This window comes from Hydrogenophaga taeniospiralis, assembly GCF_020510445.1.
Lineage (GTDB): Bacteria > Pseudomonadota > Gammaproteobacteria > Burkholderiales > Burkholderiaceae_C > Hydrogenophaga.
Genome location: NZ_JAHBAG010000001.1, coordinates 418,268 through 442,574, shown reverse-complemented (window position 1 = coordinate 442,574; position 24,307 = coordinate 418,268). Strand labels below are relative to the sequence as shown.

Sequence of the window (24,307 nt, the reverse complement as noted above, 5' to 3'; positions counted from 1 at the left end):
TCGATACAACCCCGGGCGCCGCCTGTTTCGCGGCCAACCCGGCTCTCACCATGACCTACAGCGTCAAGGAAATCTTCTACACCCTGCAGGGCGAGGGTGCCAACGCCGGCCGCGCGGCGGTGTTCTGCCGCTTTGCCGGCTGCAACCTCTGGAGCGGGCGCGAGGCCGATCGCGCCAGCGCGGTCTGCAGCTTCTGCGACACCGACTTCGTGGGCACCGACGGCACGCTGGGCGGCAAGTTCACCACCGCCGAGGCCCTGGCCGACACCATCGCCGGGCAGTGGCCCGCCGGCGCTGCCCCCGGCCTGGTGGTGCTGACCGGGGGCGAGCCGCTGCTGCAGGTGGACGAGGCCCTGACCGGCGCGCTGCACGCGCGCGGCTTCACCATCGCGGTGGAAACCAATGGCACGCTCGCGCCACCCGCCGGGCTGGACTGGGTGTGTGTGAGCCCCAAGGCCGGCGCTCCGCTGCTGCTCACCCGCGGGCAGGAGTTGAAGGTGGTGGTGCCGCAGGACGGGCTGGACCTGGCGGCGCTGGCCGAGCTGCCGTTCGAACACCATTTCCTGCAGGCCATGGACGGCCCGCTGGCGCGCCGCAACACCGAGCTGGCCACCGCGCTGTGCCTGGCCGACCCGCGCTGGCGGCTCTCGGTGCAGACGCACAAGGTGTTGGGGATCCGATGACCCCCCTGCGCCGCTTCGCGGCGTCCCCCCGGAGGGGGCGCACCCTGTGGCCTGGCAAAGCCAGTTCCACGGGTGCCCTGGGCGAGGCACGCCCTCCGGCCGCGGGTTTGGCTCCCTCTCCCCGCTGGGGAGAGGGTTGGGGTGAGGGGCCGGCGCGCCCAGGTTTCATGCGGTGTGGGAACTGCCGTGGCATGTGAATTGAGTTGATAGAGATGGATTGAGATGAGATACGAACTGAGTCAGAGCTTTTATTTCGAGGCCGCCCACACCTTGCGCCGCAAGATCGATGTCGAGCCCAGCCTGCGCATCCACGGCCACACCTACATCGCCGAGGTCACGCTGGCGGGCGAGCCCGACCCGGAGAGCGGCATGCTGGTCGATCTGGCCCACCTGCGCGGCCACATCGAGACCCTGCGCCAGGCGCTGGACCACCGCTTCCTCGACGAGGTGGCCGACCTCGGCCCGGCCACGCTGGAAAACCTCTGCGCCTTCATCTGGCGCGCGATGGAGGCGCGCTACGCGCAGCAGCTGGACTGCGTGGAGGTGCGCCGCCAGGCCAGCGGCGACGCCTGCCGGCTGCGCCGCTAGGCGCTTTCCCTCCCCCGGCGGCAGGGCCGGGGCCAGGGCGCCGGCTTGATGCGCATCAAGCCGGTCTTTGGGCGTTTTCGGGCCTCCGGGGCGTGCGATTTCTTGTCGCACATCAAACTACATATAGCGTGTCATGGGTATCGTGCACACCATAGGTAGTGTTTCAACCCCGAATGAGGAGAGCCCGATGGAGGACGCCATGGTGGTCAGTTTGCCGCGCGAGGTGGTCAAGCGAGGTGGTCAGCGCGAGCCGTTCAATGCCCACAAGATCGGTGCGGCGCTGGCCCGCGCCGGGGCCGCCAGCGGCGAGTTCGACGAGCCGGAGGCCGCGCTGCTGTGCGCGCAGGTGATCAAGGTGCTGATCCACCGCTTTCGCGGTGAGGCGCCGCACATCGAACAGGTGCAGGACGTGGTCGAGCAGACGCTGATCGCGGCCAACCACTTCAAGACGGCGCGCGCCTACATCGTCTACCGCGAACAGCACGCCCGCCTGCGCACCGACCGCCAGACCCTGGTGGACGTGGAATCGTCGATCAACGAATACCTCACGCGCGCCGACTGGCGCGTCAACGCCAACGCCAACCAGGGCTATTCGCTGGGCGGCCTGATCCTCAACGTGGCCGGCAAGGTCACGGCCAACTACTGGCTCTCGCACGTCTACACGCCCGAGATCGGCGCAGCCCACCGCGAGGGCGACATCCACATCCACGACCTCGACATGCTCAGCGGCTACTGCGCGGGCTGGTCGCTGCGCACCCTGCTCAACGAGGGCCTCAACGGGGTGCCGGGCAAGGTGGAGTCGGGGCCGCCGAAACACATGTCCTCGGCCGTGGGGCAGATCGTCAACTTCCTGGGCACGCTGCAGAACGAGTGGGCCGGCGCGCAGGCCTTCTCGTCCTTTGACACCTACATGGCGCCCTATGTGCGGCAGGACGGCATGGATTACGCCGCCGTGCGCCAGTGCATCCAGGAGCTGATCTACAACCTCAACGTGCCCTCGCGCTGGGGCACGCAGACGCCGTTCACCAACCTCACCTTCGACTGGGTCTGCCCCGAAGACCTGCGCGAGCAGGTGCCGGTGATCGCGGGCCGCGAGATGCCGTTCTGCTACGGCGAGCTGCAGGCCGAGATGGACCTGATCAACCGCGCCTACATCGAGGTCATGACCGAGGGCGACGCCAAGGGCCGGGTCTTCACCTTCCCCATTCCCACCTACAACATCACGCCCGATTTCCCCTGGGAGAGCGAGAACGCGCGGCGCCTGTTCGACATGACGGCCAAGTACGGCCTGCCGTACTTCCAGAACTTCATCAACTCGGAGCTGCAGCCGAACATGGTGCGCTCCATGTGCTGCCGCCTGCAGCTCGATCTGCGCGAGCTGCTCAAGCGCGGCAACGGCTTGTTCGGCAGCGCCGAGCAGACCGGCAGCCTGGGCGTGGTCACGGTCAACTGCGCCCGCCTGGGCCACCTGCACGCGGGCGACGAAGCCGGCCTGCTGGCCGCGCTGGACCGCCTGCTGGAGTTGGGCAAGCAGAGCCTGGAGACCAAACGCAAGCTGATCCAGCGGCTCATGGACCAGGGCCTGTTCCCCTACACCAAGCGTTACCTGGGCACGCTGCGCAACCACTTCAGCACCCTGGGCGTGAACGGCATCAACGAGATGGTGCGCAACTTCAGCGGCGACGCGCACGACATCGGCACCGACGAGGGCCACGCCTTCGCGCTGCGCTTCCTCGACCACGTGCGCGAGCGCATCGTGGCCTTTCAGGAGGAGACCGGGCACCTGTACAACCTGGAGGCCACGCCGGCCGAAGGCACCACCTACCGCTTCGCGCGCGAAGACCGCAAGCGCTGGCCCACGATCCTGCAGGCCGGCACACCCGAGCAGCCCTATTACACCAACTCCTCGCAGCTGCCCGTGGGTTTCACCGACGATCCGTTCGAGGCGCTGGAGCGCCAGGCCCCGCTGCAGCGCAAGTACACCGGCGGCACCGTGCTGCACCTGTACATGGGCGAGCGCCTGACCAGCGGCGAGGCCTGCCGCGCGCTGGTGCAGCGCGCGCTGACCAACTACCGCCTGCCCTACATCACCGTCACGCCCACCTTCTCCATCTGCCCGACCCACGGCTACCTCGCTGGCGAGCACCCGTTCTGCCCCGTGTGCGATGCGGAAAAACTGGCCGCCAAACGCCAGTTGCAAGCCGCTTGATACCCCGTCTTTCAACCACCCCAAAAGGAAACACCCATGAACGCATCGACCCCATCTGCCGTCAAGTCAACGGCTGCTGATATCACCCTGCGCGACGACGAGCGCCAACCCTGCGAGGTCTGGACCCGCGTCATGGGCTACCACCGCCCCGTGAGCAGCTTCAACCGGGGCAAGCAGGGCGAACACGCCGAACGGCGCTTCTTTGTTGAATCAGGCCGTGCCGGCTGAGGCACCGCCTGCCACGCCGCGAACTGCCGATGCATTGCGCATCGGCGGCCTGACGCGGCTCACCGGCATCGACTTCCCCGGCCGGCTGGCGGCCGTGGTGTTCTGCCAGGGCTGCCCCTGGCGCTGCGGCTATTGCCACAACCCGGCCTTGCTGGACGCGGTGGCCCCCGGCGCGCTGGCGTGGTCGGACGTGCGGGCGTTTCTGCAGCAGCGCCGCGGGCTGCTCGACGGCGTGGTGTTCTCGGGCGGCGAGCCCACGCTGCAGGCCGCGCTGGTGCCGGCGCTGACCGAGGTGCGGGCGCTGGGCTTTGTCACCGGCCTGCACACCGGTGGCATGTACCCGGAACGCCTGGCGCAGGCCATGCCCTGGCTGGACTGGGTGGGCCTGGACGTCAAGGCGCCGGCGCACCGTTACGACGCCATCACCCGCACGCCGGGCAGCGGCGCACGGGCCGCGCAGAGCCTGGGCCTGCTGCTGGACCGGGGCCTGGCCCTGGAATGCCGCACCACCTGGCACGCCGGGCTGTTCAGCCGCGACGATCTGTTCCGGCTGGCCGACGCACTGGCGGCGCAGCTGGTGCCGCACTGGGTGCTGCAGACCTGCAGCGAGCCGGGCGCGCCGCTGGACGGCCTGTCGGCGAGCGATCTGGCGGAGCTGGGCGCTCGGTTTCAGCGCTTTGAATGCCGGTAGGTCGGTGCCGGCGCCAACAACAACGGCGCCTGGGGGGAGGCGGGTGTTTTTTTGGGCATAATTTGTAATGCGAATGAATTGCATTTGCATCAAACAACACAATTGCACCATGAAAAACACCTCCGCCGCAGGGAAGCGTCACCCGGATTCGATGGCCCGCTTCGCCAAGTTCTCCCGCTTCACGCACAAATGGATGTCCCTGTTTCTGGGATTGGTCTTCCTGGTCATTGTGTTGTCGGGCCTGTTTCTCGCCTTCAAGAAAGACCTCGAATACCTGCAGCCGTCCTCGCGCAAAGGCGAGAAGGGCGAGTTCAGCCAGTTCCTGCCGGTGCAGCGCATCGCGGAGATCGTGCTGGAGATGGACCTGCCGGGGGCCAAGTCCCTGGACGACATCAACCGGATCGAGCTGCGCCCGGGCAAACGCATGTGGAAGGTTCGTCTGGAAGCGAGCTCCGGTTTCAGCTCACCCCGGGAAATCCAGATCGACGCGATCAGCGGAAAGGTGCTCAACGTTGGGCTGCGCGGCGATCAGCTGTGGATGGATGTGCACTCCTTCCTGGTGTTCGGCGATGTCGCCAAGTACGCCGCCATGATCTTGAGCGGCATCACCCTGTTCTGGCTGATCCTGACCGGCTACTACCTGTTCTTCTATCCCTATTGGGTCAAGGGCAGGAAGGCGCGGCGGGCACTGGAGAGCGCCGCTGCCGAGCCAGGGCTGGCCGTGGATCAGGCTGGCTGAGTGTCTTTCGGTCCCGCCTGGATGCGGCCGAAAAAACGTTCAACCTCAGATCCATCCGGCGTGCCCGAAGCTTGATCTTCGTCAAGTAAACAAGAGTGATTCTTGTTTAGTATCCGATTCGGACCGTGCAACCTGCCCGTCCCGAGATACCAAGGATCACTCATGAAATACACGTCTTTCATCGCCACGCTCGCGGCCAGCGCCGCCTTGTCCTTTGCCGCGCACGCCAAGGAATTCCCGATCGGCACGCCGCACAAGCTGGCCGGCATGGAGATCGCTGCGGTGTACCTGGCACCGATCAAGATGGAGCCCGAGGGCATGATGCGCAAGGCCGAGGAATCGGACATCCACCTGGAAGCCGACATCCACGCGCTCAAGGACCACCCGAACGGCTTCGAGGAAGGGGCCTGGATGCCCCACCTCAGCATCGACTTCGAACTGGTCAAGCTGGGCACGACCGAGAAGGTCAGCGGCCACTTCATGCCCATGGTGGCCTCCGACGGCCCGCACTACGGCGATAACGTCAAGCTGATGGGCCCCGGCAAATACAAGCTGACCCTGCGCATCAGCCCGCCCAGCGGCCACGCAGCGCATTTTGGCCCCCACACCGACAAGGAAACCGGCGTCGGCCCATGGTTCAAGCCCTTCGACGTGAGCTACGAATTCACCTTTGCGGGCACGGGCAAGAAGGGTGGGTATTGATGGCCCACCCCTGCCGCGCTGCGCGCGACCCCCTCAAGGGGGCGACACCTGCCGTCCGGCAAAGCCGGCCCGGCGGTGTCCTGGGCTGGGGTGCCTCGCGCTCCGGGAATACCCGTCGTGCCCGGCTGCTGGCCTGGTGCGTTTGGCCGGTGGCGGTGTTGCTGATGGGGTCGGCGCTGGGCCTGGCGCGGGCGGATGACATGCCGACTTACCGGCTCACGGCGCGTGAGGGGCGGTTCGAGCCGGCGGAGCTGGTGGTGCCGCAGGGGGTGAAGTTCCGGCTGGAGATCACCAACGCGGGGCGCGATCCGGTGGAGTTCGAGAGCCTGGAGCTGCGCAAGGAAAAGGTGCTGGCGCCGGGCGTGACTTCGTCGTTGGTGTTCCGGCCGCTGGATGCCGGGCGCTACCGGTTCTTTGACGATTTTCACCAGACCACGGGGCAAGGCGCCATCGTGGCGCGTTGAGCGGGAGCACGGCATGGGCGAAGTGGTCTTCATCACCTGGCGCGAAAGCGTGGAGGCGCTGCTGGTGGTCGGCATCCTGCGCGCCTGGCTCAGTGAGCGCCCCGACCGGGTCTGGGGCCTGCGCTGGCTCTGGGGTGGGGTGGCGCTGGGCCTGGCCGCCGCGCTCGGGCTGGCGCTGCTCATGCTGGGCGCGGCCAGCGTGCTCGACGGCGAGGCCGGCGAGTGGTTCCAGGCCGCGATGGTGCTGAGCGCCGCGGCGCTGATCTTGCAGATGGTGTGGTGGATGCGCCGCCATGGCCGCGCCCTGCGGCAGGACCTCGAACACCAGGCCGCCGGCCAGCTCGCCCGCGCCAGTGGCTGGGGCATCGCGCTGCTGGCGGCGCTGGCCATCGCGCGCGAGGGCAGCGAAACCGTGATCTTCCTCTACGGCGTGGCCGGCCGCCACGCGGGCGCCGGCCAACTGGGCTTCGCGGCCTCGGCGCTGCTGGGCCTGGGGCTGGCGCTGGCGAGCTTCTGGCTGTTGCAGTCGGGCCGGCGCTGGCTGTCGTGGCGCAGCTTCTTCCGCATCAGCGAGGCCCTGCTGCTGCTGCTCGCCGCGTCCCTGTGGGTCAACGCGGTGGACCGGCTGATCTCGCTGGACGTGTTGCCCACGCTGGTGGACCCGCTCTGGAACAGCGCGGACTGGCTGGACGACAGCGGCGCCGTGGGCGGCCTGCTCGCGGCGCTGACCGGCTACCGGGCGCAGCCCGCGCTGATCACCGTGCTGGCCTACGCGGGCTTCTGGCTCGGTGTGGCGGGCCTGTTGCGCGCCGGTGCGCCGGCGCGAGTGGCCCCCTTGCGCGCTGATCGCTGATCGCTGATTGGTGAGACCACCCATGCCCACCCCCTGCGCCGTGGACCCCGCGATGGGCGCGACCGCGCCGCACGTGGAGGCCGTGCCACTGCGCTTCGTGCCGCGCCGCCCGGTGGGTGCGCTGCCGGCGCTGGGCGACGCCATGCGCCGCCACGGCCGCCTGATCCGGGGCGTGCAGTGGGTCGTCGTGCTGGCCTACGCCGTGCTGGTGGTGCTGCCGGCGTTTCTGCCGCTGCCCGACGATGAAGCGCGCATCCTGGACCACCTGGGCCTGTTCGCGCAATTCCTGTTCTGGGGCATCTGGTGGCCTTTCGTGCTGCTGAGCATGGTCCTGCTGGGCCGTGTCTGGTGCGGGGTGTTCTGCCCCGAGGGGGCGCTGAGCGAGGCGGTGAGCCGCCACGGGCGCGGGCGCGGCATCCCGCGCTGGATGCGCTGGGGCGGCTGGCCGGCCGTGGCCTTCGTCATCACCACCATCTACGGCCAGTTGGTGAGCGTGTACCAGTACCCGCAGGCCGCCCTGCTGGTGCTGGGTGGCTCCACCGTGGCGGCCGTGCTGGTGGGCGTGTTGTACGGGCGCGGCAAGCGGGTGTGGTGCCGCCACCTGTGCCCGGTGGGCGGCGTGTTCGGCCTGCTGGCGCGGCTCGCGCCGCTGCACTTCCTGGTGGACCGGGCGCGCTGGGAGGCGCGCTCCGGCGGCATCACCCGCCTGCCCAACTGCGCGCCCTTGATCGACATCCGCCGCATGGACAGCGCCTCGGCCTGCCACATGTGCGGCCGCTGCAGCGGCCAGCGCGACGCGGTGACGCTGGTCGCGCGGGTGCCCGGCTCGGAGATCGTGCGCCACGGCGCGCACACGGCCAGCGGCTGGGACACGGCCCTGCTGCTGTTCGGGCTCATCGGTGTGGCGATGGGCGCGTTTCACTGGGGCGCCAGCCCGGTCTTCGTGGCGTGGCGCGTGGCGCTGGTGGACGGGGCGGCCGAGCGGGGCTGGTGGTGGCTGCTGTCGGACAACGCGCCCTGGTGGCTGCTCACGCACTACCCGCAGAACCAGGACGTGTTCGTCTGGCTCGACGGCCTGCTGATCGTGGCCTACATCCTGGCCACCGGGCTGGCGGTGGGGGCCGCGCTGTACGGGTTGTGCCTGGCCGCCGCGCGCGCGCTGACGAGCCCGGGCGCGCAGCACCACCTGGCCCTGGCCTATGTGCCGCTGGGCGGCTGCGGGGCGTTCCTGGGGCTGTCCATGACCACCGTGACCATGCTGCGCCACGAAGGCCTCGCCGTGCCCTGGGTGGACGGCACCCGCGCCCTGCTGCTCGCAGGCGCGGCCCTGTGGGGCCTGTGGCTGGCCTGGCGCTCCAGCGCCGCCCACAGCCAGGACACGGGGCGCCGTGCGCTTGCCACCGGCCTGATCGCCGTCGGCGCCGGCTTGGTGGTGGCCGGCTGGTCGGCGCTGTTTTTCTGGTGGTGAGAGCCTGCGCGTGTCACGGGTATCGCTTTCACGACGCCGGAGCACGACCCGCAACGCCAGAAGCGACGCAAAGCCAAGGGCACCGCCGGGCCGGCTTTGCCGGACGGCCAGTGCCGCCCCCTGGGGGGGAGCGCGAAGCGCTGTGGGGGGCTCCTATCTCACCAGGGTTGTCCAGGCCTGCGTCAGGCGGTGCGCCAGGTCTTCTGGGCGGTGCACCAGGGCGTAACCCTGGCGGCCGAACAGCATCGGCAGGTAGTCGTGGCCCGCGCTGTCGATGGTGACGCAGAACGGAATCAGCCCGGCCGCGCGGGCCTCGCGGATCGCATGGCGCGTGTCTTCCAGGCCGTAGCGGCCTTCGTACTGGTCGAGGTCGTTGGGCTTGCCGTCGGTCAGCAGCATCAGCAGCCGGCAGCGCTGCGGGCACTGGCGCAGGTGTTCGGTGGCGTGGCGGATCGCCGCGCCCATGCGGGTGTAGTAGCCGGGCCGGATCGCGCCCACGCGGGCTCGGGCGGCGTCGTTCCACGCTTCGTCCAGCCCCTTGATGCACTGCATGCGCACGTGTTGCCGGCGCACCGAGCTGAAGCCCCAGACGGCGAACGGGTCGCCCACCGCGTTCAGGGCCTCGCCGAACACGTACAAGGCGTCGCGGATCACGTCGATCACACGCGCGTGGTCGTTCGCGTGGGCGTCGGTGGACTGCGAGAGATCGGCCAGCAGCCAGGTGGCCAGGCTGCGCTCACCGCGGGTCTGCCGGGTGTAGACCGCGGGCGTGTCGCTGCGCCGGGCGCTGGCGCCGAGGCTGTCGGCCTGCAGGCGGATCCAGGCGTCCAGGTCGATGTCGTCGCCCTGTTCCTGGCCGCGCTGCAGGCGCGGCGCGTGGCGCAGCACCTCCATGCGCCGGCGCACCTGGCGGGCCGTGGCGCGCAGGCCGGCGCCGGGCACGAAGGGTTCGCCCTGGCGGGCCCGCAGGTCCTGCACCAGGCAGTGGTCGGGCACCAGCACGCCGCGCCGGTGGTCCCACTCGGGGAACTTGCGGCCCGGGCCGAGCGGGGTGTCGTCGGCGCTGCTGCTGGGCAGGTCCAGGTCGAACTTCACGCGCGCGGCCAGGGTCTGGCCCTGCTGCGCCACCGACAAGACCTCCATGTCGTTGGCGGCCTTGAGCGCGTTGCCGTCGTCCTCGTCGTCGCTGCTGCGGTTCACGCGCACCAGCTCGCTCCACGACATCAGCGCCTCGGCGCGGAACGGCAGCACCATGGCGTGGCGCTCCTGCGTGTGGGACGTGGCCTGGGCGCGCCGGCGCTGGGCGTCGGCGGCCGGTGTGCGGTTCGTGGGGGGTGGTGCGGCCGCCGCACCGGTGGCGGGCCAGGCGGGCGCCGCACCGGGGGCGCCGCAGACCCAGAGCCAGACCGGGGCCACGTCGGCGGCCTGCCAGTCGCCGTCGGCGGGCGAGCCGCCGCGCAGCGTGTCGACCACGGCCTGCTCGGCCAGGGCCGCGCGCCCGCGCAGGCCCGGCACGGCCGGGCGCTGCGCCAGATGCAGATCGCGCAGACGCTCGTAGCGTGGGTGAAAACCGGGGAAGGCGTCGAGCGCCCGCCGGGTGGCGCGCCGGTTGTCGGTCAGCCACCGGCCGCTGGGCACCCAGTGGGCCGTGAGCAGGGCCAGCCAGAGGTAGAGGTCGCGGTTGAGCGCGGGCTCGGCGAACACCGCCACGCTCGGCGGCAGGGCCAGCACCTCGGGCTCCAGCACCGCCAGCGCCGCGCGTTCACCGCTGCCCGCGAGCCGGTGCAGCCAGTGGCGCGGGGCCGCGGTGCGCTGCAGGCCGGCCTCGGCCAGCCGCACGTGGGCCTGCCCGCCCGCGGCGCGAAACAGCAGGCCGATGGCCGCTTTCATCTCGGGCAGGTGCACGGCGGCGGCCGCGTGTTCGGGCCGGGTCAGGCGCGTCAGGGCCACGTGCCACCAGCGCCCCACCATCTCTTCCATCAGCTGTGCTCCGGAGGGTGGGCGCGGCGCTGCCGCAGGGTTTCGCGCAGGGCGTCCGCGCCGATGCGCCACTGCAGGGTGGGGCTGCGGCCCTGGGCGGTCTGGGTGCTGTCGCAGGCGTCCAGGCATTGGCCGCACTGCACGCAGGAAAACATGCGCCGCTTGATGTTGCGCGGCTGCAGCCGCATGGGGCACACGCTGTCACAGGCGTTGCCCAGCGGGGCGCTGGGCGCGGCCAGGGCGGCGTGGGCCGGGCCGCTGCGCTGCTCGCTCTGGCAGCTGCGGCAGTCGCGCGCGCGTTCGCGCTCGAACGAGACCACCAGCCCGCGCGGGTTGGCCATCCAGGCCAGGCTCTGGAACAGGCCCACCGCGCAGCCAAAGCGGCAGAACAGGTGGCGCGCGAACGCGAACTCGGCGCTGAAGACGGCCGTGCCCACCAGCAGGAAACGCAGCTGGTTGGCGCTGAGCGTGCCGCTGAACAGGCCGCTCCAGATCAGCTGCGGCGGCAGTAGGTAGGTCAGCAGGGTGATGGCCCAGGCGAAGCCCGCGAGCAGGCAGCTCAGCGCGAACAGCGGCCACCAGCGCCGCTGCGGTGTGACGCCGGCGCGGTGCACCGGCGCGCGGTCCCACAGGCTGAGCTTGCCGCAGGCGCGGTGCAGCAGGCCGTTGAGCGACTCCACCAGCGAAAAATGCGGGCACAGCCAGCCGCAGTAGATGCGGCCGTAGCGGTAGGCCAGCGCGAGGAAGCCGCCCACGAGCAGCACGGCGGGCAGCAGCGCGCGCCACACCAGGTTCAGTGCAGCCTGTGTCGCACTGATCTCGCCGGTGAGCAGGCCGTCGATGCCGAGCGACCAGCGCATGCCCAACACCCAGAGCTGGGTTTCGTACAGGTCGAAGCGCAGCAGGTTGAGGCTGGGCGCGAGCAGGAACAGGACAAAGAAGCCGATCTGGGTGCGCCGCCGCCAGACCTGCAGGGCCTGGGCGCGGCCCGCTGCGGCGCCTGCGGGAGGGGCGGTGGGGGCCAGCAGATCCATGGGGCGGCGCGTTCAGCCCGCGTCGCCCAGCACCGCGCGCACCACCTCGAACAGCGCCTCGGCGGTGCCGGGGTCGTCGGTCAGGGCGTTGACGATGGCCACGCGGCAGGCCCGGGGCGGCGGCAGGCCGCCGGCCATCAGCCGGGCCGCGCAGACCAGCAGCCGGGTGCTGGCGGTCTCTTCGAGGTCGTGTTCGGTCAGGCGGCGCAGGGCCTGCGCCAGCTGCACCAGCTGCGCGGCCTGGTCGGCCCCGATGCGGCCCTCGTTCATCACGATCTGGCGTTCGGTGTCGGCTGGCGGGTAGGCCAGGTCCAGCGCCACGAAGCGCTGGCGGGTGCTGGGCTTGAGGCCCTTGAGCAGGTTCTGGTAGCCGGGGTTGTAGGACATGACCAGCATGAAGCCGGGCGGCGCGATCAGCTGCTCGCCGGTGCGCTCAATGGGCAGGCAGCGCCGGTCGTCGGCCAGCGGGTGCAGCACCACGGTGGTGTCCTTGCGGGCCTCGACCACCTCGTCCAGGTAACAGATGGCGCCGGTGCGCACGGCGCGCGCCAGCGGCCCGTCGGACCACACGGTCTCGCCCTGGCCGATCAGGAAACGGCCCACCAGGTCGGCCGCGCCCAGGTCGTCGTGGCACGACACCGTGATCAGCGGGCGGCCCAGGCGGGCCGCCATGTGTTCGACGAAGCGGGTCTTGCCGCAGCCGGTCGGCCCTTTGATCAGCAGCGGCAGCTGGGCGCGCCAGGCCTGGCTGAACACCTCGCACTCGCCCGCCTGCTCGGCGTAGTACGGCAGCGGGTTGGCCCGGGCGTGCAGTTCGGTGACGGTCATGGCGCTCACCCGGGGCTCAGGCGCCGCGCATGCGCAGGGCCGAGGCGCCCTCGGGCACTTCGCGGGGCACACCGCCGACGAAGAAGCTGGAGAGGTAGGTCATCAGGCCGAGCAGGAAGCCCACCCCGCCGCCGACGCGGATCCAGTAGAAGAAGCGCAGCTGGTCCTGGGTGTCCATGAAGGACATGGCGCCCGAGGTCGGCATGCGCTGCAGCCAGATCTGCAGGATGCCCGCGCCGGTGAGCGCCAGCACCATCACGGCCATGCCGATGGTCATCATCCAGAAGCTCCACATTTCCACGTTCTGCGCCTTCTGGCTGTTGGCCACGCGGCCGCGCAGGATGGGCATGGCGTAGCTGATGATCGCCAGCACCACCATCACGTAGGCGCCGTAGAAGGCCAGGTGGCCGTGGGCGGCCGTGACCTGGCTGCCGTGCGTGTAGTAGTTGACCGGGCTCAGCGTGTGGATGAAGCCCCAGACACCGGCGCCCAGGAAGGCCACCACCGAGCAGCCCACGGCCCACAGCAGCGCGGCCTGGTTGGGGTGTTCGCGGCGGCGGCGCTGCACCATGTTGAAGGCGAACACCGTCATCATGAAGAAGGGGATCGGCTCCATGGCGGAGAAGATCGAGCCCACCCACAGCCAGTAGCCGGGCATGCCGATGTAGAAGAAGTGGTGACCCGTGCCCAGGATGCCGGTGATCAGCGCCATGGCGATGATCACGTAGAGCCATTTGTCGATCACCTCGCGGTCCACGCCGGTGGTCTTGATCAGCACGAAGGCCAGCAGCGCACCCATGATCAGCTCCCAGGTGCCTTCCACCCACAGGTGCACCACGAACCACCAGTACATCTTGTCGCGCACCAGGTTGTGCGGGTTCACGAAGCTGAACAGGAACAGCAGGGCCAGGCCCCACAGGCCGATCATCAGCACCAGGCTGATGCTGGTCTTGCGGCCCTTGAGCACGGTCATGCTGATGTTGAACAGGAAGCCCAGCATCACCGCCACGATGCCCAGCTTGGTGGGCAGGGGCTGCTCCAGGAACTCGCGGCCCATGGTCTGCAGCAGGTCGTTGCCCGTGAGTTCGGCCAGCTTGGCGTAGGGCACCGCGAGGTAGCCCACGATGGTCAGCGCGCCGGCCACGAGGAAGATCCAGAACAGGGCGATCGCCAGCTTCGGGCTGTAGAGCTCGGTCTCGGACTCCTCGGGCACCATGTAGTAGGCCGCGCCCTGGAAGCCGAACAGCAACCACACGATCAGCAGGTTGGTGTGGACCATGCGGGCCTGGTTGAACGGGATGTAGGGGAACAGGAAGTCCCCCAGCAGGTATTGCAGACCGAGCGCCAGACCAAAGACGATCTGGGCCGTGAACAGCGCCAGCGCGGCGATGAAGTAGTACCGGGATACCGACTGCGAGGCGTAAGGGAGTCTGGTCGCGGGCATGGGGAAGTTCCTTGTGGTGTCGGGTGTGCGCATGGCTCTCAGCCTTCGATGTTCGGTGGCCATTTTTCGGTGTCGACGCCACCGGTCCAGCGCAGGAACTCGACCAGGTCGTCGAGCTGCTGTTCGGTGAAGTTGAACTGCGGCATCTGGCGCCGGCCCTCGACATGGGTGGGCTGGATCTTGATCCAGGTCTTGATGAAGTCGGGCCCACGGCGCGCGTACACATTGCCCAGCTCGGGCGCAAAATAGGCGCCTTCGCCGAGCAGGGTGTGGCAGCCGATGCAGTTGCGCGTCTCCCAGAGCTTCTTGCCGTTGATCACGGCCGGGGTGATGGCCTGCGCGTTCGAGCGCGTGGGAATGCGGCGTTCGCTGTCCCAGATCAGGCCGGCGAACACGAGAATGAAGAACACCGATCCTCCATAGAACATGTTGCGGGCCATCTGCTTGGTGAATCCGCTGGAATGGGGTTGGCTCATTGGGGTACGCTCCTGTGGCTGTAATGCTGGAGCCGAGTTTGGGAGCGGGTGGGTTTTCTTTCCTTGAACCGGTTCAAGTTTCCCGTCGAAAATGCCAAGAATCGGCCGGGGATATCCGGCTGGATTCCGGCCCCCCACACCTACAATCCGGCACCGCCGCGGCCCCCACACGGGCAAAGGAACCGATGGACACCAGCGACTTCAACATCCCGCGCTTCCTGGCGACCCAGGCGCTCTTCACCGACCTGTCCACCGAAGAGTTGGAGCGCGTGGCCCAGGGCTGCCAGGTGCGCCGCCTGGCCCGGGGCGACACCGTGTTCCGCTACGGCGAGCCCTGCCGCGAATTCCACGTGCTGGTCATGGGCCAGGTCAAGCTGTTCGTGCTCTCGCCCGCCGGGCAGGAAAAGGTGATCGAGCTGGTGCAGCCCGGCCACAGCTTTGCCGAGGCGCTGATGTTCACCGACAAGCCCTACATCCTGAATGCACAGGCCCTCACCAGCAGCCTGCTGCTGAGCGTGGGCAAGCAGGTCATCGTCAACGAGATCCAGCGCGACCCCCGCTTCTCGCTGCGCATGCTGGCCGGCATCTCCCGGCGCCTGCACGGTCTGGTGCACGACATCGAGACCGGCGCGTTGCACACCGGCATGCAGCGGGTGATCGGCTATCTGCTGCGCGAGCACCAGGTGGAAGACTGCTCCACGGGCGAGGTCTACATCGTCTCGCTGCCGGTGAGCAAGGCCACCGTGGCCTCGCGGCTGTCGCTCACGCCGGAGTATTTCTCCAAGGTGTTGCACGAGCTGGAAGCGGCGCAGCTGATCCGCATCGACAAGCGCGACATCCACATCGTGGACGTGCCGCGGCTGGCGAACTACGGCGTGCAAGCTTAGGGAACACCCCCGCCGCGCTGCAGGCGATTCCCTCCAGAGGGCTGCGGGCCGGGTGAGCGGTGCGCCATGGCCCGCCCGTCGGGCTCAGGTTCCCAGCTGGAACCGCTCGACGAGGAACTCCCGTGTCAGGGGCTTCACCAGGTAGCCACTCACACCGGGGATCGAGCCCGCCATTTGCTTGTCCTGCGTCGATCCGGAGGAGGTGAGGAAGTGCAGCTCGAAGCCTGGGGTGTTCTGCAAGACCGGCGAGATGCTGCGCGCGACGTCGAAGCCGCTGAGCAAGGGCATGTTGATGTCCAGGAAAACGCAGGTTCGCGGACTCAGGGCATCCTGTTTCAAGAACGCCAGGAAATCGGTGCCCGACTCAAACACCCGGACCTCACCCTTGAAACCGGTCTTGCGGATGACGATCTCGTGAAAGACGTTGTCCAGGTCGTTGTCGTCCACGAGGATGATGCGTTCTAGAGGGTTCATGCCAAAGGGTCACCCGACGGGTTCGAAACACATGACGGCAAATGCAGCGAAAAGCAACTGCCGACGCCCGGCTCGGATTTCACGCTGAGCCAGCCCCCATGCATTTGCGCGATGCGCTTGCAGATCGCCAGCCCCAATCCCGTGCCTTCGTACGTTCTTCGGTTGTGCAGACGCCGGAAGGCATCGAACACCTCGGCCTGGTGTTCGTCTGAAATGCCGATGCCATTGTCTTCCACCTGCAGGACCACGTCGCTTCCCTCGGTGATCGACGAAACCCGAACAATGGGCGTGATCGATGGATGCCTGAACTTGAGCGCGTTGGACACGAGGTTCTGCAGCGCGATCCTCAGAAACGAAGCGTTGCCCTCAACCACCGGCAATTCGTCGATGTGGAGTTGCGCTCCCACGTCGAGGGTCGCCGAGAGCAGGTCGTCGCGCACCTGGGCCGCCAACTGGTTGAGGTCGACCGCTTCGAGGTCCAGGGTGTAGTTCTCCAGTTCCGTGAACCGGATGAGGTCGTTGAGCAGCCGCGTCATGCGCGCGCCCCCCGCGGACACATAGTCCAGGTAGCGCTGAGCCTCCCGGGGCAGGCTCTCGCGGTGGTCCTGCACGAGAAGCGAGGTGAAGTTGTTGATCGAGTTCAGCGGTTCGCGCAGATCGTGCGAGACGATGTGGATGAAGCGCTGCTGCTCGATGGTCTTGCGTTCGAGCAGTTGCACGGTTTTTTCGAGCTCGAGCTCATGGCTCTTGAGTTCGTGGATGTCTTGTACCCGGACAACAACGCCCTTGCAGGGGACCCCCACTCTTGCACCTGAGGGCAGATAGGTGATCTTGACGTGTCGCTCGCCTTTGCCAGGAAAGTTCACGACAGACTCGTAGGAAACGACCTGGCCCCCAAAAGCCCGATCCAGAGCGGGCTTGGCGACTTTCTGGAACATGTCTTCGCCCAGCAGCGAGGCAACGGACTTTCCGACGATCTCTTCCCTTCGCCGTTCCCAGTACTTCAGGTAGGCATCGTTGGCGAAGCGGTAGGTGTACGTCCGGTCAACATACGAGGTGAGGTCCAGCGCGGCTGAACTCACCGCCTGGAGGAACTCCTCTTCCTGCTCCCATTGCACGAACCGGGCCTGGGACCGCGCTCGCATCGATTCGGCATGCTCCAGCAGTCGCGCCGCCAGACCGGCCAGGTTTTCCAGCGAGCGGCGTTGCCCGCCGCTCAGCCGCCGGGCAACGCGATCGAGCACGCAGACAGCCCCGCGTGCGATTCCATCGGACGTCACGATGGGTGCCCCCGCGTAGAAGCGGATGTTGGGCCCACCGGTGACCATGGGATGCGCAGCAAACCGCACATCGGTCGTGGCATCCTGGACCTCCATGACCTGGGAGGGTTCCAGAATCGCGTGCGCGCAGAACGACCGATCCGGGTCCATCTGGCCGATATCCAGCCCACGTGCGGACTTGAACCACTGCCTGTCCTGGTCGACCAGGGCAATCACCGCGATGGGCGTTTCGCAAATCGAGCATGCCAGCTCGGTCACGCTGTCCAAAGCCGCGTCTGGCAGGGCATCCAGGAACCCCATGCCCTGCGGGTGCTTCGAACGCCGGTTCTTGTTCGCGACAAAGCCCTTCGCCGTGTGGAAGGTCTCTTTCATGGGGCGCCTCGTTCGGTGAAGCCACCAGGAGCGCGGATTTCACATGAACAAGGGGTTGGGTGCTTCCCCCATGGGAGGAAGGCAGAACCCCAGTGAAATCGATTGCCAGAAAGAGCGCGCATGTTTTGGCCGAAAGGAATGTGGCCAAGGTTAGCGCAGGCCTGCCCCCCGAATCGCTAAAAAACTCATGGATACGGCACCCAGTTCGGGCCTTTGGACCCCAAGGTCGTGGATGGACCGGACAGTATCAAGAACCCATCAGCTGATCAAACAGCGGCGCCATGCGGGCCGTGACCGCCGGGTCCATGGCCATCACCCGGCCCCATTCGCGTTGTGTTTCGCCGGGCCATTTGTTCGTCGCGTCCAGGCCCATCTTGCTGCCCAGGCCGCTCACGGGCGAGGCGAAGTCGAGGTAGTCAATGGGGGTGTGCTCGATCATCAGGGTGTCGCGCGCCGGGTCCATGCGGGTGCTCATGGCCCAGATGACTTCGCCCCAGTTGTGCACGTCGATGTCCTCGTCCACGACCACGACGAACTTGGTGTACATGAACTGGCGCAGGTGGCTCCACACGCCCATCATCACGCGCCGCGCGTGGCCGGCGTAGGCCTTGCGGATCTGCACCACCGCCATGCGGTAACTGCAGGCCTCGGGCGGCAGGTAAAAGTCGGTGATCTCGGGGAACTGGCGCTGCAGCAGCGGGATGAACAGCTCGTTCATCGCCAGCGCGAGCATGGCGGGTTCGTCGGGTGGCTTGCCGGTGTAGGTGGAGTGGTAGATGGCGTCGCGCCGCATCGTGATGCGCTCCACCGTGAACACCGGGAACTCGGCGCGTTCGTTGTAGTAACCGGTGTGGTCGCCGTAGGGGCCTTCGAGCGCGTGCTGAAAGCCGCTGGGGTGCAGCGGGTCGGGCCGGATGTGGCCTTCGAGCACGATCTCGGCCGAGGCCGGCACCTGCAGCGGCACGCCCAGCGCGCGCACAACCTCGGTGCGTGCGCCGCGCAGCAGGCCGGCGAACTGGTATTCGGAAAGGCTGTCGGGCACCGGCGTGACCGCGCCCAGGATGGTGGCCGGGTCGGCGCCCAGGGCCACGGCCACCGGGTAGGGCTGGCTCGGGTGCTGCTGGCCGTGGTCGCGGAAATCGAGTGCGCCGCCGCGGTGCGCGAGCCAGCGCACGATGAGCTGGTTGCGCGAGAGCACCTGCTGGCGGTAGATGCCCAGGTTCTGCCGCGTCTTGTGCGGCCCGCGCGTGATCACCAGGCCCCAGGTGATGAGCGGGGCCACGTCGTCGGGCCAGCAGTGCTGGATGGGCAGGCGCGCCAGGTCCACGTCGTCGCCTTCCCACACCAGGTCCTGGCAGGGCGCCGAGCGGCATTCCTTGGGGCTCATGTGCCACAGCGTCTTGACCAGACCGCTCAGGGCTACCATGTCCTTGAGCCCGCCCGGCGCCTGCGGCTCCTTGAGCGCGGCCAGCACCTCGCCGAACTGGCGCAGCTCGCCCAGGCTGCCCACGCCCATGGCGCGTGCCACGCGGCCCGTGGTGCCAAACAGGTTGCCCAGCACCGGCATGCTGTGGCCGGTGGGCCGCTCGAACAGCAGGGCCGGGCCGCCCGCGCGCAGCACGCGGTCGCACAGCGCGGTCATTTCCAGGTGGGGTGAGACCGGCTCGCTCACGCGCCGCAGCTCGCCGGTCTGTTCCAGCTGGGCCATGAAATCGCGCAGGTCGCGGTAGGTCATGCGGGCACCTTGTCCATGCCCTGCCAACGCTGGCTCAGCGTGTGCGGCACCTCGAGCAGATCAAGCACGCGCGCCACGCTGGCGTCCACCAGATCGTCGAGCGTCTGGGGCCGCAGGTAGAAGGCGGGCATGGGCGGGCAGACGATGGCGCCCATCTCGGTCACGGCGGTCATGTTGCGCAGGTGGCCCAGGTGCAGCGGGGTTTCGCGCGTCATCAGCACCAGGCGGCGGCGCTCCTTGAGCATCACGTCGGCCGCGCGCGTGACCAGGTTGTCCGACAGGCCGTGCGCGATGGCCGCGAGCGTGCGCATGGAGCAGGGCGCGACCACCATGCCGCTGCAGCGGAACGAGCCGCTGGCCGGGCCGGCGCCGAGGTCGTGTGCGTCGTGCAACGTGTGCACCAGCGGGCGCAGCGCCTCGGGTGCCAGGTTCAGTTCGTGGCGCAGCGTGAGCCAGCCGGCGTCGGACACCACCGCATGCGTCTGCACCCCGGGCGCGTGTTGCAGCACCTGCAGCAGGCGCAGGCCGTAGACCGCGCCGCTGGCACCGGTGATGGCCACCAGCAGGCGGCGTGGTTCAGTCGGTGGGGGGCTCATCGGGCGGCTTGGCGGCGTCTTGCAAGAGGCGCTGCAGGTCGTTGCGCACGCGGAACAGCACGGCCTCGGCCTGGTCCGGGTCGAAATCCTCGTGCAGGCGCTTGCGCACGCCGTAGATGTTCAACTGGTGGTGCTGGGTGGGTTCGATGCCGTGGCGGCCCAGGCAGTGGCGCGCGCATTCCAGGGGGCAGCCGTCCAGGACCACGATGGGGCGCCCCGAGCGGGCCGTCTTCAGCAGGCTGGGCACGTCACCACCGATGCCCGCGATGCAGGACATTTCGGCCGTGCCCATGCGGTCCAGCCGCACCGCCACGTGGTTGGCCAGCTGCGCGGCGCTGGAGCAACCGGAGCACGCGTAGACGATGGGCAGCCTGGCTTCAGCGCGGGCCATGGCGGGGCTCCGGCGCCCACGACGGGCGCAACTGCCGCAGGCGGGACAGCACCGCCGTGGGCGCCCACGGCGCGAAGTCGAACACCGGCAGTTCCAGCGCGTCGAGCGCGTTCTTGACCACCAGGCCCAGCTCGGTGTCGCCCTCCATGGAGAGGCGGCGGTTGAAGAACAGGGTGTCGGGGTCGTCCAGCCGCTGCGCCAGGCGCAGGAAGTCGTGCGCGTTGGCGCTCAGGGTGAGCTCGGTGGCGGGCTGCGGCGCGCTGGCGCGAAACATCGTGCCCCGCCAGGCAAAGTCGAACTTCAGGCCGGCGTCCCGCACGTGGATGCGGATGCGCTGGCCCTGCAGGCGCTCGACCACGTCGGCGGGCAGCTGCCGCGCCAGCACCAGGTTGAGCCCGGTGACCAGCAGCAGCGAGCCGGGGTAGGCGGGCAGGCGCGAGAGCAGCGCGGCGAGCGGCGGCGGGACGGTGTGGCGCTGGGCGTTGGCAAGGGTGTTGGTCATGGGCGGTGGGGGTGTTCAGGCCAGGGCGGGTTCGACGCGCTCCTGCCCGGGCTGGCCGTGCCAGTAGCCGTTGCAGTCGCGGTCGGGCAGCAGGCCGAGCAGCGCGGCGCGCGCCGCCGGGCCGTTCAGCGTTTCGCGGCGCACCGCGTCGTACAGCGCGATCACGTCCGCCGTGTGCAACGACTGCGGGCTGATGCGCGCCACGTCCACACCGAGCGCCGTCAGATCGTCCCAGGCGTCGATCAGGCTGTGCACCCGCGCCGACTGGGTCTGGATGCCGTTGAGCACCAGGAACTCGGCGTTCTCGCGCGTCTTGAGCATCAGGCCGTCGGGGTGATCGATGCAGCTGAAGCGGCAGTCGTCCTTGGGCAGGTTGCGGTGGCGCGCCGTGAAGCAGCGGGCCGAAAACGCCAATGGCAGGCGGCCGTGCACGAACACCTCGGTCTGCAGGCCGGCCGGGCGCTGCTGCTGCAGCAGGGCCAGGTCTTTGCGCGGCATCTCCAACGGCGCGACCCAGCGCGATGCGCCCATCGACGCCATCCATTGCAGCGTGGGGCCGTTGTAGACGTTGAGGTGCGGGCCGGCGACGAAGCCGCGCTGGCCGGTCAGCGCGCTCACCGCGCCCATGTCGTTGGCCTCGATGCCGAAGTCGGTGTTCGCCGCGATCTTCTGCATCGCGCTCACGTCCGAGCCCGATTCGAGCAGCACCTGGGTGGAGAGCACCGCGGTCTTGCCCGAAGCGCGCATCAGCTCGGCCACGTCCAGCCAGTCCGACAGGCGCAGCTCGTGGCGGCGCGAGCAGGTGACCTCGCCGAGGTAGACGATGTCCACCGCGGTCGCGGCCATGGCTTCGTAGAAGTCGAACACGGTCTGGCGCGGCCAGTGGTACTGCAGAGGTCCGAGGGATAGTTTCATATCGGTGTTTCGTTCATCGCGCGTGCCTTTCCCAGCACACGCCGAAGATCCGGCTCCGCCGGTCCAAGGGCGTGGTCCCCCTGGGGGGAAGCCGCGAAGCGGCGCAGGGGGGAGCCATCATTTCCACGGCCGGTGGTAGGCACCCAAGGTGTGCTGCTGACCTTCCGCGACTTGGTCGAGCGAGGCCATCCAGGCGCTTTTGGGCGTGTAGTGCTGGGGCTGGGCCTGGCAGCTGTCGATGGCCTCGCGCCAGACCTTCGTGACCTGGGCCACGTAGGACGGGCTGCGCTGGCGGCCTTCGATCTTGATCGCGCGCACGCCCATCTGCGCCAGCTGCGGCAACAGCGAGAGCGTGTTGAGGCTGGTCGGCTCTTCGATCGCGTAGTAGCTCGTGTCGTCCTCCACGTCGAAGCGGCCCTTGCACAACGTGGGGTAGCCCGCGCTTTCGCCGCTGGCGTAGCGGTCGATCAGCACGCCGTTGAGCCGTGACTCCAGCCCCTTCGGCGTTTCCTGCCAGCGCACCGCCTTGGCCGGCGAACACACGCCGTGCGTGTTGGGCGACTCGCCGGTCACGTAGGACGAGAGCGCGCAGCGCCCTTCGACCATCACGCACAGGCTGCCGAAGCCGAACACCTCGATCTCCACCGGCGTCTTCTGCACCACCTGGCGCACCTGGTCGAGCGAGAGCACGCGCGGCAACACGGCGCGCGAAATGCCGAACTCGCGGTGGTAGAGGTTGATCGCCTCGTGGTTGGTGGCCGAGCCCTGCACCGAGAGGTGCAGCCGCAACGTTGGGTGGCGCTGCGTGGCGTAGCGCATCAGGCCCGGGTCGGCCAGGATCACCGCGTCCACGCCCAGGTTCACAGCCTTGTCCATCGCCTCGCGCCAGCGCTCCGGCTGCGCGGCCTGCGGGTAGGTGTTGAGCGCCATGAACACCTGGCAGCCACGCGCATGCGCGTAGGCCACGCCGCTGGCGATGGCCGCGTCGTCGAAGTTCAGGCCGGCGAAGTTGCGCGCGTTGGTGGCGTCGCGCAGGCCCAGGTAGACGCAGTTCGCCCCATGGTCCACCGCGGCCTTGAGCGCGGGCAGGCTGCCGGCCGGGCAGACCAGGTCCAGGGTGTTGGAATTTTCGTGCGTGCGGTCGATGGCCATGGGGGAGTTGCGTCGTGAAAAGGGCAGCGCGGACAGGCCGGTGCCAAGCGGGCGCGACCTTAGCAACCGCCCGCCACGCGGGCGTTGACCTGGGTCAAGGGGCTCATGGCTTGATCTGGCGCAAGTGGGTCATCCGAGCCAGCACCTGCCCCACCGGGGACACCGCCGGGCCGGCTTTGCCGGACGGCTGGTGTCGCCCCCTTGAGGGGGTGGTGCGAAGCGCCGCAGGGGTGGGCCATGTCAAGCGCAGCCGCAGGCCGAGCCGCAGCCGGTGGCGGGTTGTTGCTGTTCCGCTTCTTCGAATTGCGGGAACAGCAGGTTGTTTTCCGTGTGGATGTGGTTGATCAGGTCGTCGGAGAACTGCGCGATGCCCGTGTACAGGGCGCGCCAGGTGTTGCAGGCGCCCATCGGCGGCGTGGCGTCGTTCGTCAGCTCCATCAGCCGGTCCAGTTGCACGCCGTGGCTGGTGTGCTCACCCCGCATCACGTTGATCGGCCCGGCGGCCAGCGAGCGCCCACCGCTTTTGAGCAGGGGGAACAGGATCTGTTCTTCCTTCTCCATGTGGTCCAGCAGCTCGGCTTCCATGGTCTCCAGGTGCTCGGCCAGGCCGGTGGGCACGTCGGGGTTGTTGCAGTGCACCGCTTCCACGCGGCGCGCCATGCGGATCAGCTCGGGCAGCTGCTCGCGGTGCACCGCGTGGTAGCGCAGCAGGAGGTGGTCCACCATCGCCTCGGGCGATTCGGTGATGGGCAGGGTGTTCGGGCGCTCCAGCTGCGAGAGCTCGTCGAGCACCGCGTCCAGCGGCAGGCCCTTGCTGGCGCAGGCCTGTTGCAGGGGGATCTGGCCGCCGCAGCAGAAATCGAGCTTGAGGCGGCGAAAGACCGCGGTGGAGCCCGGCAGGTCAACGGCGATCTGGCCGATGGCCTGCTGCGCACGATCGGCGGCGGCGTGGGTGGGGCGGGCTTCGGTGGTGGTGTGGTTCATGGGGTTTCCTGAAATATGCATTGTGACTGCATGTATTAGAAGATAAAATTCATATGAAGTGAATATTTCCACAGAACAACACGGGGTATCCGAAAGAACGATGACCCACCGGCCCCGGGAGATCACCGCATGCGACTGACCCACTGGACCGACTACAGCCTGCGCGTGCTGATGTATTGCGCGGCCTGCACGCAGCGCGAGAAGCCCGCCACCATCAGCGAGATCGCCGGGGCGCACGGCATTTCGCGCAGCCACCTCACCAAGATCGTGATGACGCTCTCCGGCCTGGGCCTGCTGGAGACCACGCGCGGGCGGGGCGGCGGCCTGCGCCTGCTCAAGCCGGCGCACCTGATCGTGCTGGGCGACGTGGTCCGCCAGACCGAGACCGACTTCACCCTGGTCGAATGCTTCAGCGCCGAGCACAACACCTGCCGGCTCGAAGGCTACTGCCGGCTCAAGGGCACGCTGCAAAAGGCGATGGACCGCTACCTCGCGGAACTCGACGGCGTGACCCTGGCCGACCTGCTCGAACCCATGCCCCCGGGCGCCGGTGTGCGCAAGGTTGTGCAGCTGAAGCACATCCCGGGGATGCCTGATTTGTAGGGCGGTTCAGCGGTCTCTTCAATGGGGCT

At 68.5% G+C, this 24,307-nt stretch carries 26 protein-coding genes; 12 read left to right on the top strand and 14 right to left on the bottom strand.

The genetic code is table 11. The features are described from left to right. The first annotated feature begins 50 nt into the window (after positions 1 to 50). The 10 genes from queE (at position 51) to KIH07_RS02005 (ending at position 8,625) form a co-directional block, all read left to right on the top strand. Positions 51 to 683 carry a 7-carboxy-7-deazaguanine synthase gene (gene queE / locus KIH07_RS02050; RefSeq protein ID WP_226490372.1) on the top strand — a complete coding sequence of 211 codons (633 nt, stop codon included), beginning with the start codon at positions 51 to 53 and terminating at the stop codon, positions 681 to 683. Between the two features lie 222 nt (positions 684 to 905). Further along, positions 906 to 1,271, top strand: coding sequence for a 6-pyruvoyl trahydropterin synthase family protein (locus tag KIH07_RS02045; RefSeq protein WP_226490371.1), 366 nt, complete (start codon positions 906 to 908; stop codon positions 1,269 to 1,271). 187 nt (positions 1,272 to 1,458) lie between these two features. Then, positions 1,459 to 3,480 carry a ribonucleoside triphosphate reductase gene (locus KIH07_RS02040; RefSeq protein ID WP_226490370.1) on the top strand — a complete coding sequence of 674 codons (2,022 nt, stop codon included), beginning with the start codon at positions 1,459 to 1,461 and terminating at the stop codon, positions 3,478 to 3,480. Positions 3,481 to 3,516: 36 nt separating this feature from the next. Beyond that, positions 3,517 to 3,708: an anaerobic ribonucleoside-triphosphate reductase gene (gene nrdD, locus KIH07_RS02035; RefSeq protein WP_226490369.1), complete on the top strand. Its 192-nt coding sequence runs from the start codon at positions 3,517 to 3,519 to the stop codon at positions 3,706 to 3,708. Further along, positions 3,698 to 4,399, top strand: coding sequence for an anaerobic ribonucleoside-triphosphate reductase activating protein (locus KIH07_RS02030; RefSeq protein WP_226490368.1), 702 nt, complete (start codon positions 3,698 to 3,700; stop codon positions 4,397 to 4,399). Before nrdD ends, KIH07_RS02030 begins: the two co-directional genes overlap by 11 nt. Positions 4,400 to 4,508: 109 nt before the next feature. Continuing rightward, positions 4,509 to 5,138: a PepSY-associated TM helix domain-containing protein gene (locus KIH07_RS02025; protein WP_226490367.1), complete on the top strand. Its 630-nt coding sequence runs from the start codon at positions 4,509 to 4,511 to the stop codon at positions 5,136 to 5,138. A 162-nt stretch (positions 5,139 to 5,300) separates the two neighbouring features. After that, positions 5,301 to 5,840 carry an iron transporter gene (locus KIH07_RS02020; protein ID WP_226490366.1) on the top strand — a complete coding sequence of 180 codons (540 nt, stop codon included), beginning with the start codon at positions 5,301 to 5,303 and terminating at the stop codon, positions 5,838 to 5,840. Continuing rightward, on the top strand, positions 5,840 to 6,304 hold the full coding sequence (locus tag KIH07_RS25440; protein WP_319004772.1) for a cupredoxin domain-containing protein: 465 nt from the start codon (positions 5,840 to 5,842) through the stop codon (positions 6,302 to 6,304). Before KIH07_RS02020 ends, KIH07_RS25440 begins: the two co-directional genes overlap by 1 nt. A gap of 13 nt (positions 6,305 to 6,317) precedes the next feature. Then, a complete protein-coding gene (locus KIH07_RS02010) occupies positions 6,318 to 7,157 on the top strand; it encodes an FTR1 family iron permease (RefSeq protein ID WP_226490365.1) in 840 nt (279 codons plus the stop codon). A 142-nt stretch (positions 7,158 to 7,299) separates the two neighbouring features. Continuing rightward, positions 7,300 to 8,625, top strand: a complete 1,326-nt coding sequence (locus KIH07_RS02005; RefSeq protein WP_319004847.1) for a 4Fe-4S binding protein — start codon at positions 7,300 to 7,302, stop codon at positions 8,623 to 8,625. Between the two features lie 153 nt (positions 8,626 to 8,778). Here the strand turns inward: KIH07_RS02005 and KIH07_RS02000 are convergent, their stop codons facing one another. Genes KIH07_RS02000 through KIH07_RS01980 form a run of 5 tightly spaced genes read right to left on the bottom strand, consistent with a single transcriptional unit; the run spans position 8,779 to position 14,387 of the window. Next, the gene (locus tag KIH07_RS02000; protein ID WP_226490363.1) at positions 8,779 to 10,605 is read right to left on the bottom strand and encodes a nitric oxide reductase activation protein NorD; all 1,827 of its coding nucleotides are present in this window, start codon (positions 10,603 to 10,605) and stop codon (positions 8,779 to 8,781) included. Then, a complete protein-coding gene (locus KIH07_RS01995) occupies positions 10,605 to 11,639 on the bottom strand; it encodes a 4Fe-4S binding protein (protein WP_226490362.1) in 1,035 nt (344 codons plus the stop codon). The genes KIH07_RS02000 and KIH07_RS01995 overlap by 1 nt, the downstream gene beginning before the upstream one ends. Positions 11,640 to 11,651: 12 nt before the next feature. Further along, positions 11,652 to 12,467 (bottom strand): CbbQ/NirQ/NorQ/GpvN family protein, encoded by an 816-nt coding sequence (locus KIH07_RS01990; protein ID WP_226490361.1) that lies wholly within the window; start codon positions 12,465 to 12,467, stop codon positions 11,652 to 11,654. A 16-nt stretch (positions 12,468 to 12,483) separates the two neighbouring features. Beyond that, a complete protein-coding gene (locus KIH07_RS01985) occupies positions 12,484 to 13,911 on the bottom strand; it encodes a cbb3-type cytochrome c oxidase subunit I (RefSeq protein ID WP_226490360.1) in 1,428 nt (475 codons plus the stop codon). Between the two features lie 38 nt (positions 13,912 to 13,949). Then, positions 13,950 to 14,387 (bottom strand): c-type cytochrome, encoded by a 438-nt coding sequence (locus tag KIH07_RS01980; RefSeq protein ID WP_226490359.1) that lies wholly within the window; start codon positions 14,385 to 14,387, stop codon positions 13,950 to 13,952. Between the two features lie 185 nt (positions 14,388 to 14,572). Between KIH07_RS01980 and KIH07_RS01975 the strand changes: the two genes are divergently transcribed. After that, entirely contained in the window at positions 14,573 to 15,274 is a 702-nt protein-coding gene (locus tag KIH07_RS01975; RefSeq protein WP_226490358.1) for a Crp/Fnr family transcriptional regulator, read from the top strand. Between the two features lie 84 nt (positions 15,275 to 15,358). Here the strand turns inward: KIH07_RS01975 and KIH07_RS01970 are convergent, their stop codons facing one another. From KIH07_RS01970 to ytfE, 9 genes are all read right to left on the bottom strand, one after another. Further along, a complete protein-coding gene (locus KIH07_RS01970) occupies positions 15,359 to 15,748 on the bottom strand; it encodes a response regulator (protein WP_226490357.1) in 390 nt (129 codons plus the stop codon). Then, the gene (locus KIH07_RS01965; RefSeq protein WP_226490356.1) at positions 15,745 to 17,400 is read right to left on the bottom strand and encodes a sensor histidine kinase; all 1,656 of its coding nucleotides are present in this window, start codon (positions 17,398 to 17,400) and stop codon (positions 15,745 to 15,747) included. The genes KIH07_RS01970 and KIH07_RS01965 overlap by 4 nt, the downstream gene beginning before the upstream one ends. A 247-nt stretch (positions 17,401 to 17,647) precedes the next feature. Beyond that, positions 17,648 to 19,135, bottom strand: coding sequence for a 4-hydroxy-3-polyprenylbenzoate decarboxylase (gene ubiD, locus KIH07_RS01960; RefSeq protein ID WP_226490355.1), 1,488 nt, complete (start codon positions 19,133 to 19,135; stop codon positions 17,648 to 17,650). Further along, complete coding sequence (locus KIH07_RS01955; protein WP_226490354.1) at positions 19,132 to 19,731, bottom strand: UbiX family flavin prenyltransferase; 600 nt, start codon at positions 19,729 to 19,731, stop codon at positions 19,132 to 19,134. Before KIH07_RS01955 ends, ubiD begins: the two co-directional genes overlap by 4 nt. After that, positions 19,712 to 20,122, bottom strand: coding sequence for a putative zinc-binding protein (locus KIH07_RS01950; RefSeq protein WP_226490353.1), 411 nt, complete (start codon positions 20,120 to 20,122; stop codon positions 19,712 to 19,714). The genes KIH07_RS01955 and KIH07_RS01950 overlap by 20 nt, the downstream gene beginning before the upstream one ends. Further along, the gene (gene ubiT, locus KIH07_RS01945; protein WP_226490352.1) at positions 20,109 to 20,624 is read right to left on the bottom strand and encodes a ubiquinone anaerobic biosynthesis accessory factor UbiT; all 516 of its coding nucleotides are present in this window, start codon (positions 20,622 to 20,624) and stop codon (positions 20,109 to 20,111) included. The genes KIH07_RS01950 and ubiT overlap by 14 nt, the downstream gene beginning before the upstream one ends. A gap of 15 nt (positions 20,625 to 20,639) precedes the next feature. Next, entirely contained in the window at positions 20,640 to 21,539 is a 900-nt protein-coding gene (gene ubiV / locus KIH07_RS01940; protein WP_226490351.1) for a ubiquinone anaerobic biosynthesis protein UbiV, read from the bottom strand. Between the two features lie 117 nt (positions 21,540 to 21,656). After that, positions 21,657 to 22,691 (bottom strand): ubiquinone anaerobic biosynthesis protein UbiU, encoded by a 1,035-nt coding sequence (gene ubiU / locus KIH07_RS01935; protein ID WP_226490350.1) that lies wholly within the window; start codon positions 22,689 to 22,691, stop codon positions 21,657 to 21,659. A 240-nt stretch (positions 22,692 to 22,931) separates the two neighbouring features. Next, positions 22,932 to 23,675, bottom strand: coding sequence for an iron-sulfur cluster repair protein YtfE (gene ytfE / locus KIH07_RS01930; protein ID WP_226490349.1), 744 nt, complete (start codon positions 23,673 to 23,675; stop codon positions 22,932 to 22,934). Positions 23,676 to 23,804: 129 nt separating this feature from the next. Between ytfE and KIH07_RS01925 the strand changes: the two genes are divergently transcribed. After that, on the top strand, positions 23,805 to 24,278 hold the full coding sequence (locus KIH07_RS01925) for an Rrf2 family transcriptional regulator (RefSeq protein ID WP_226490348.1): 474 nt from the start codon (positions 23,805 to 23,807) through the stop codon (positions 24,276 to 24,278). Positions 24,279 to 24,307: the final 29 nt, after the last annotated feature.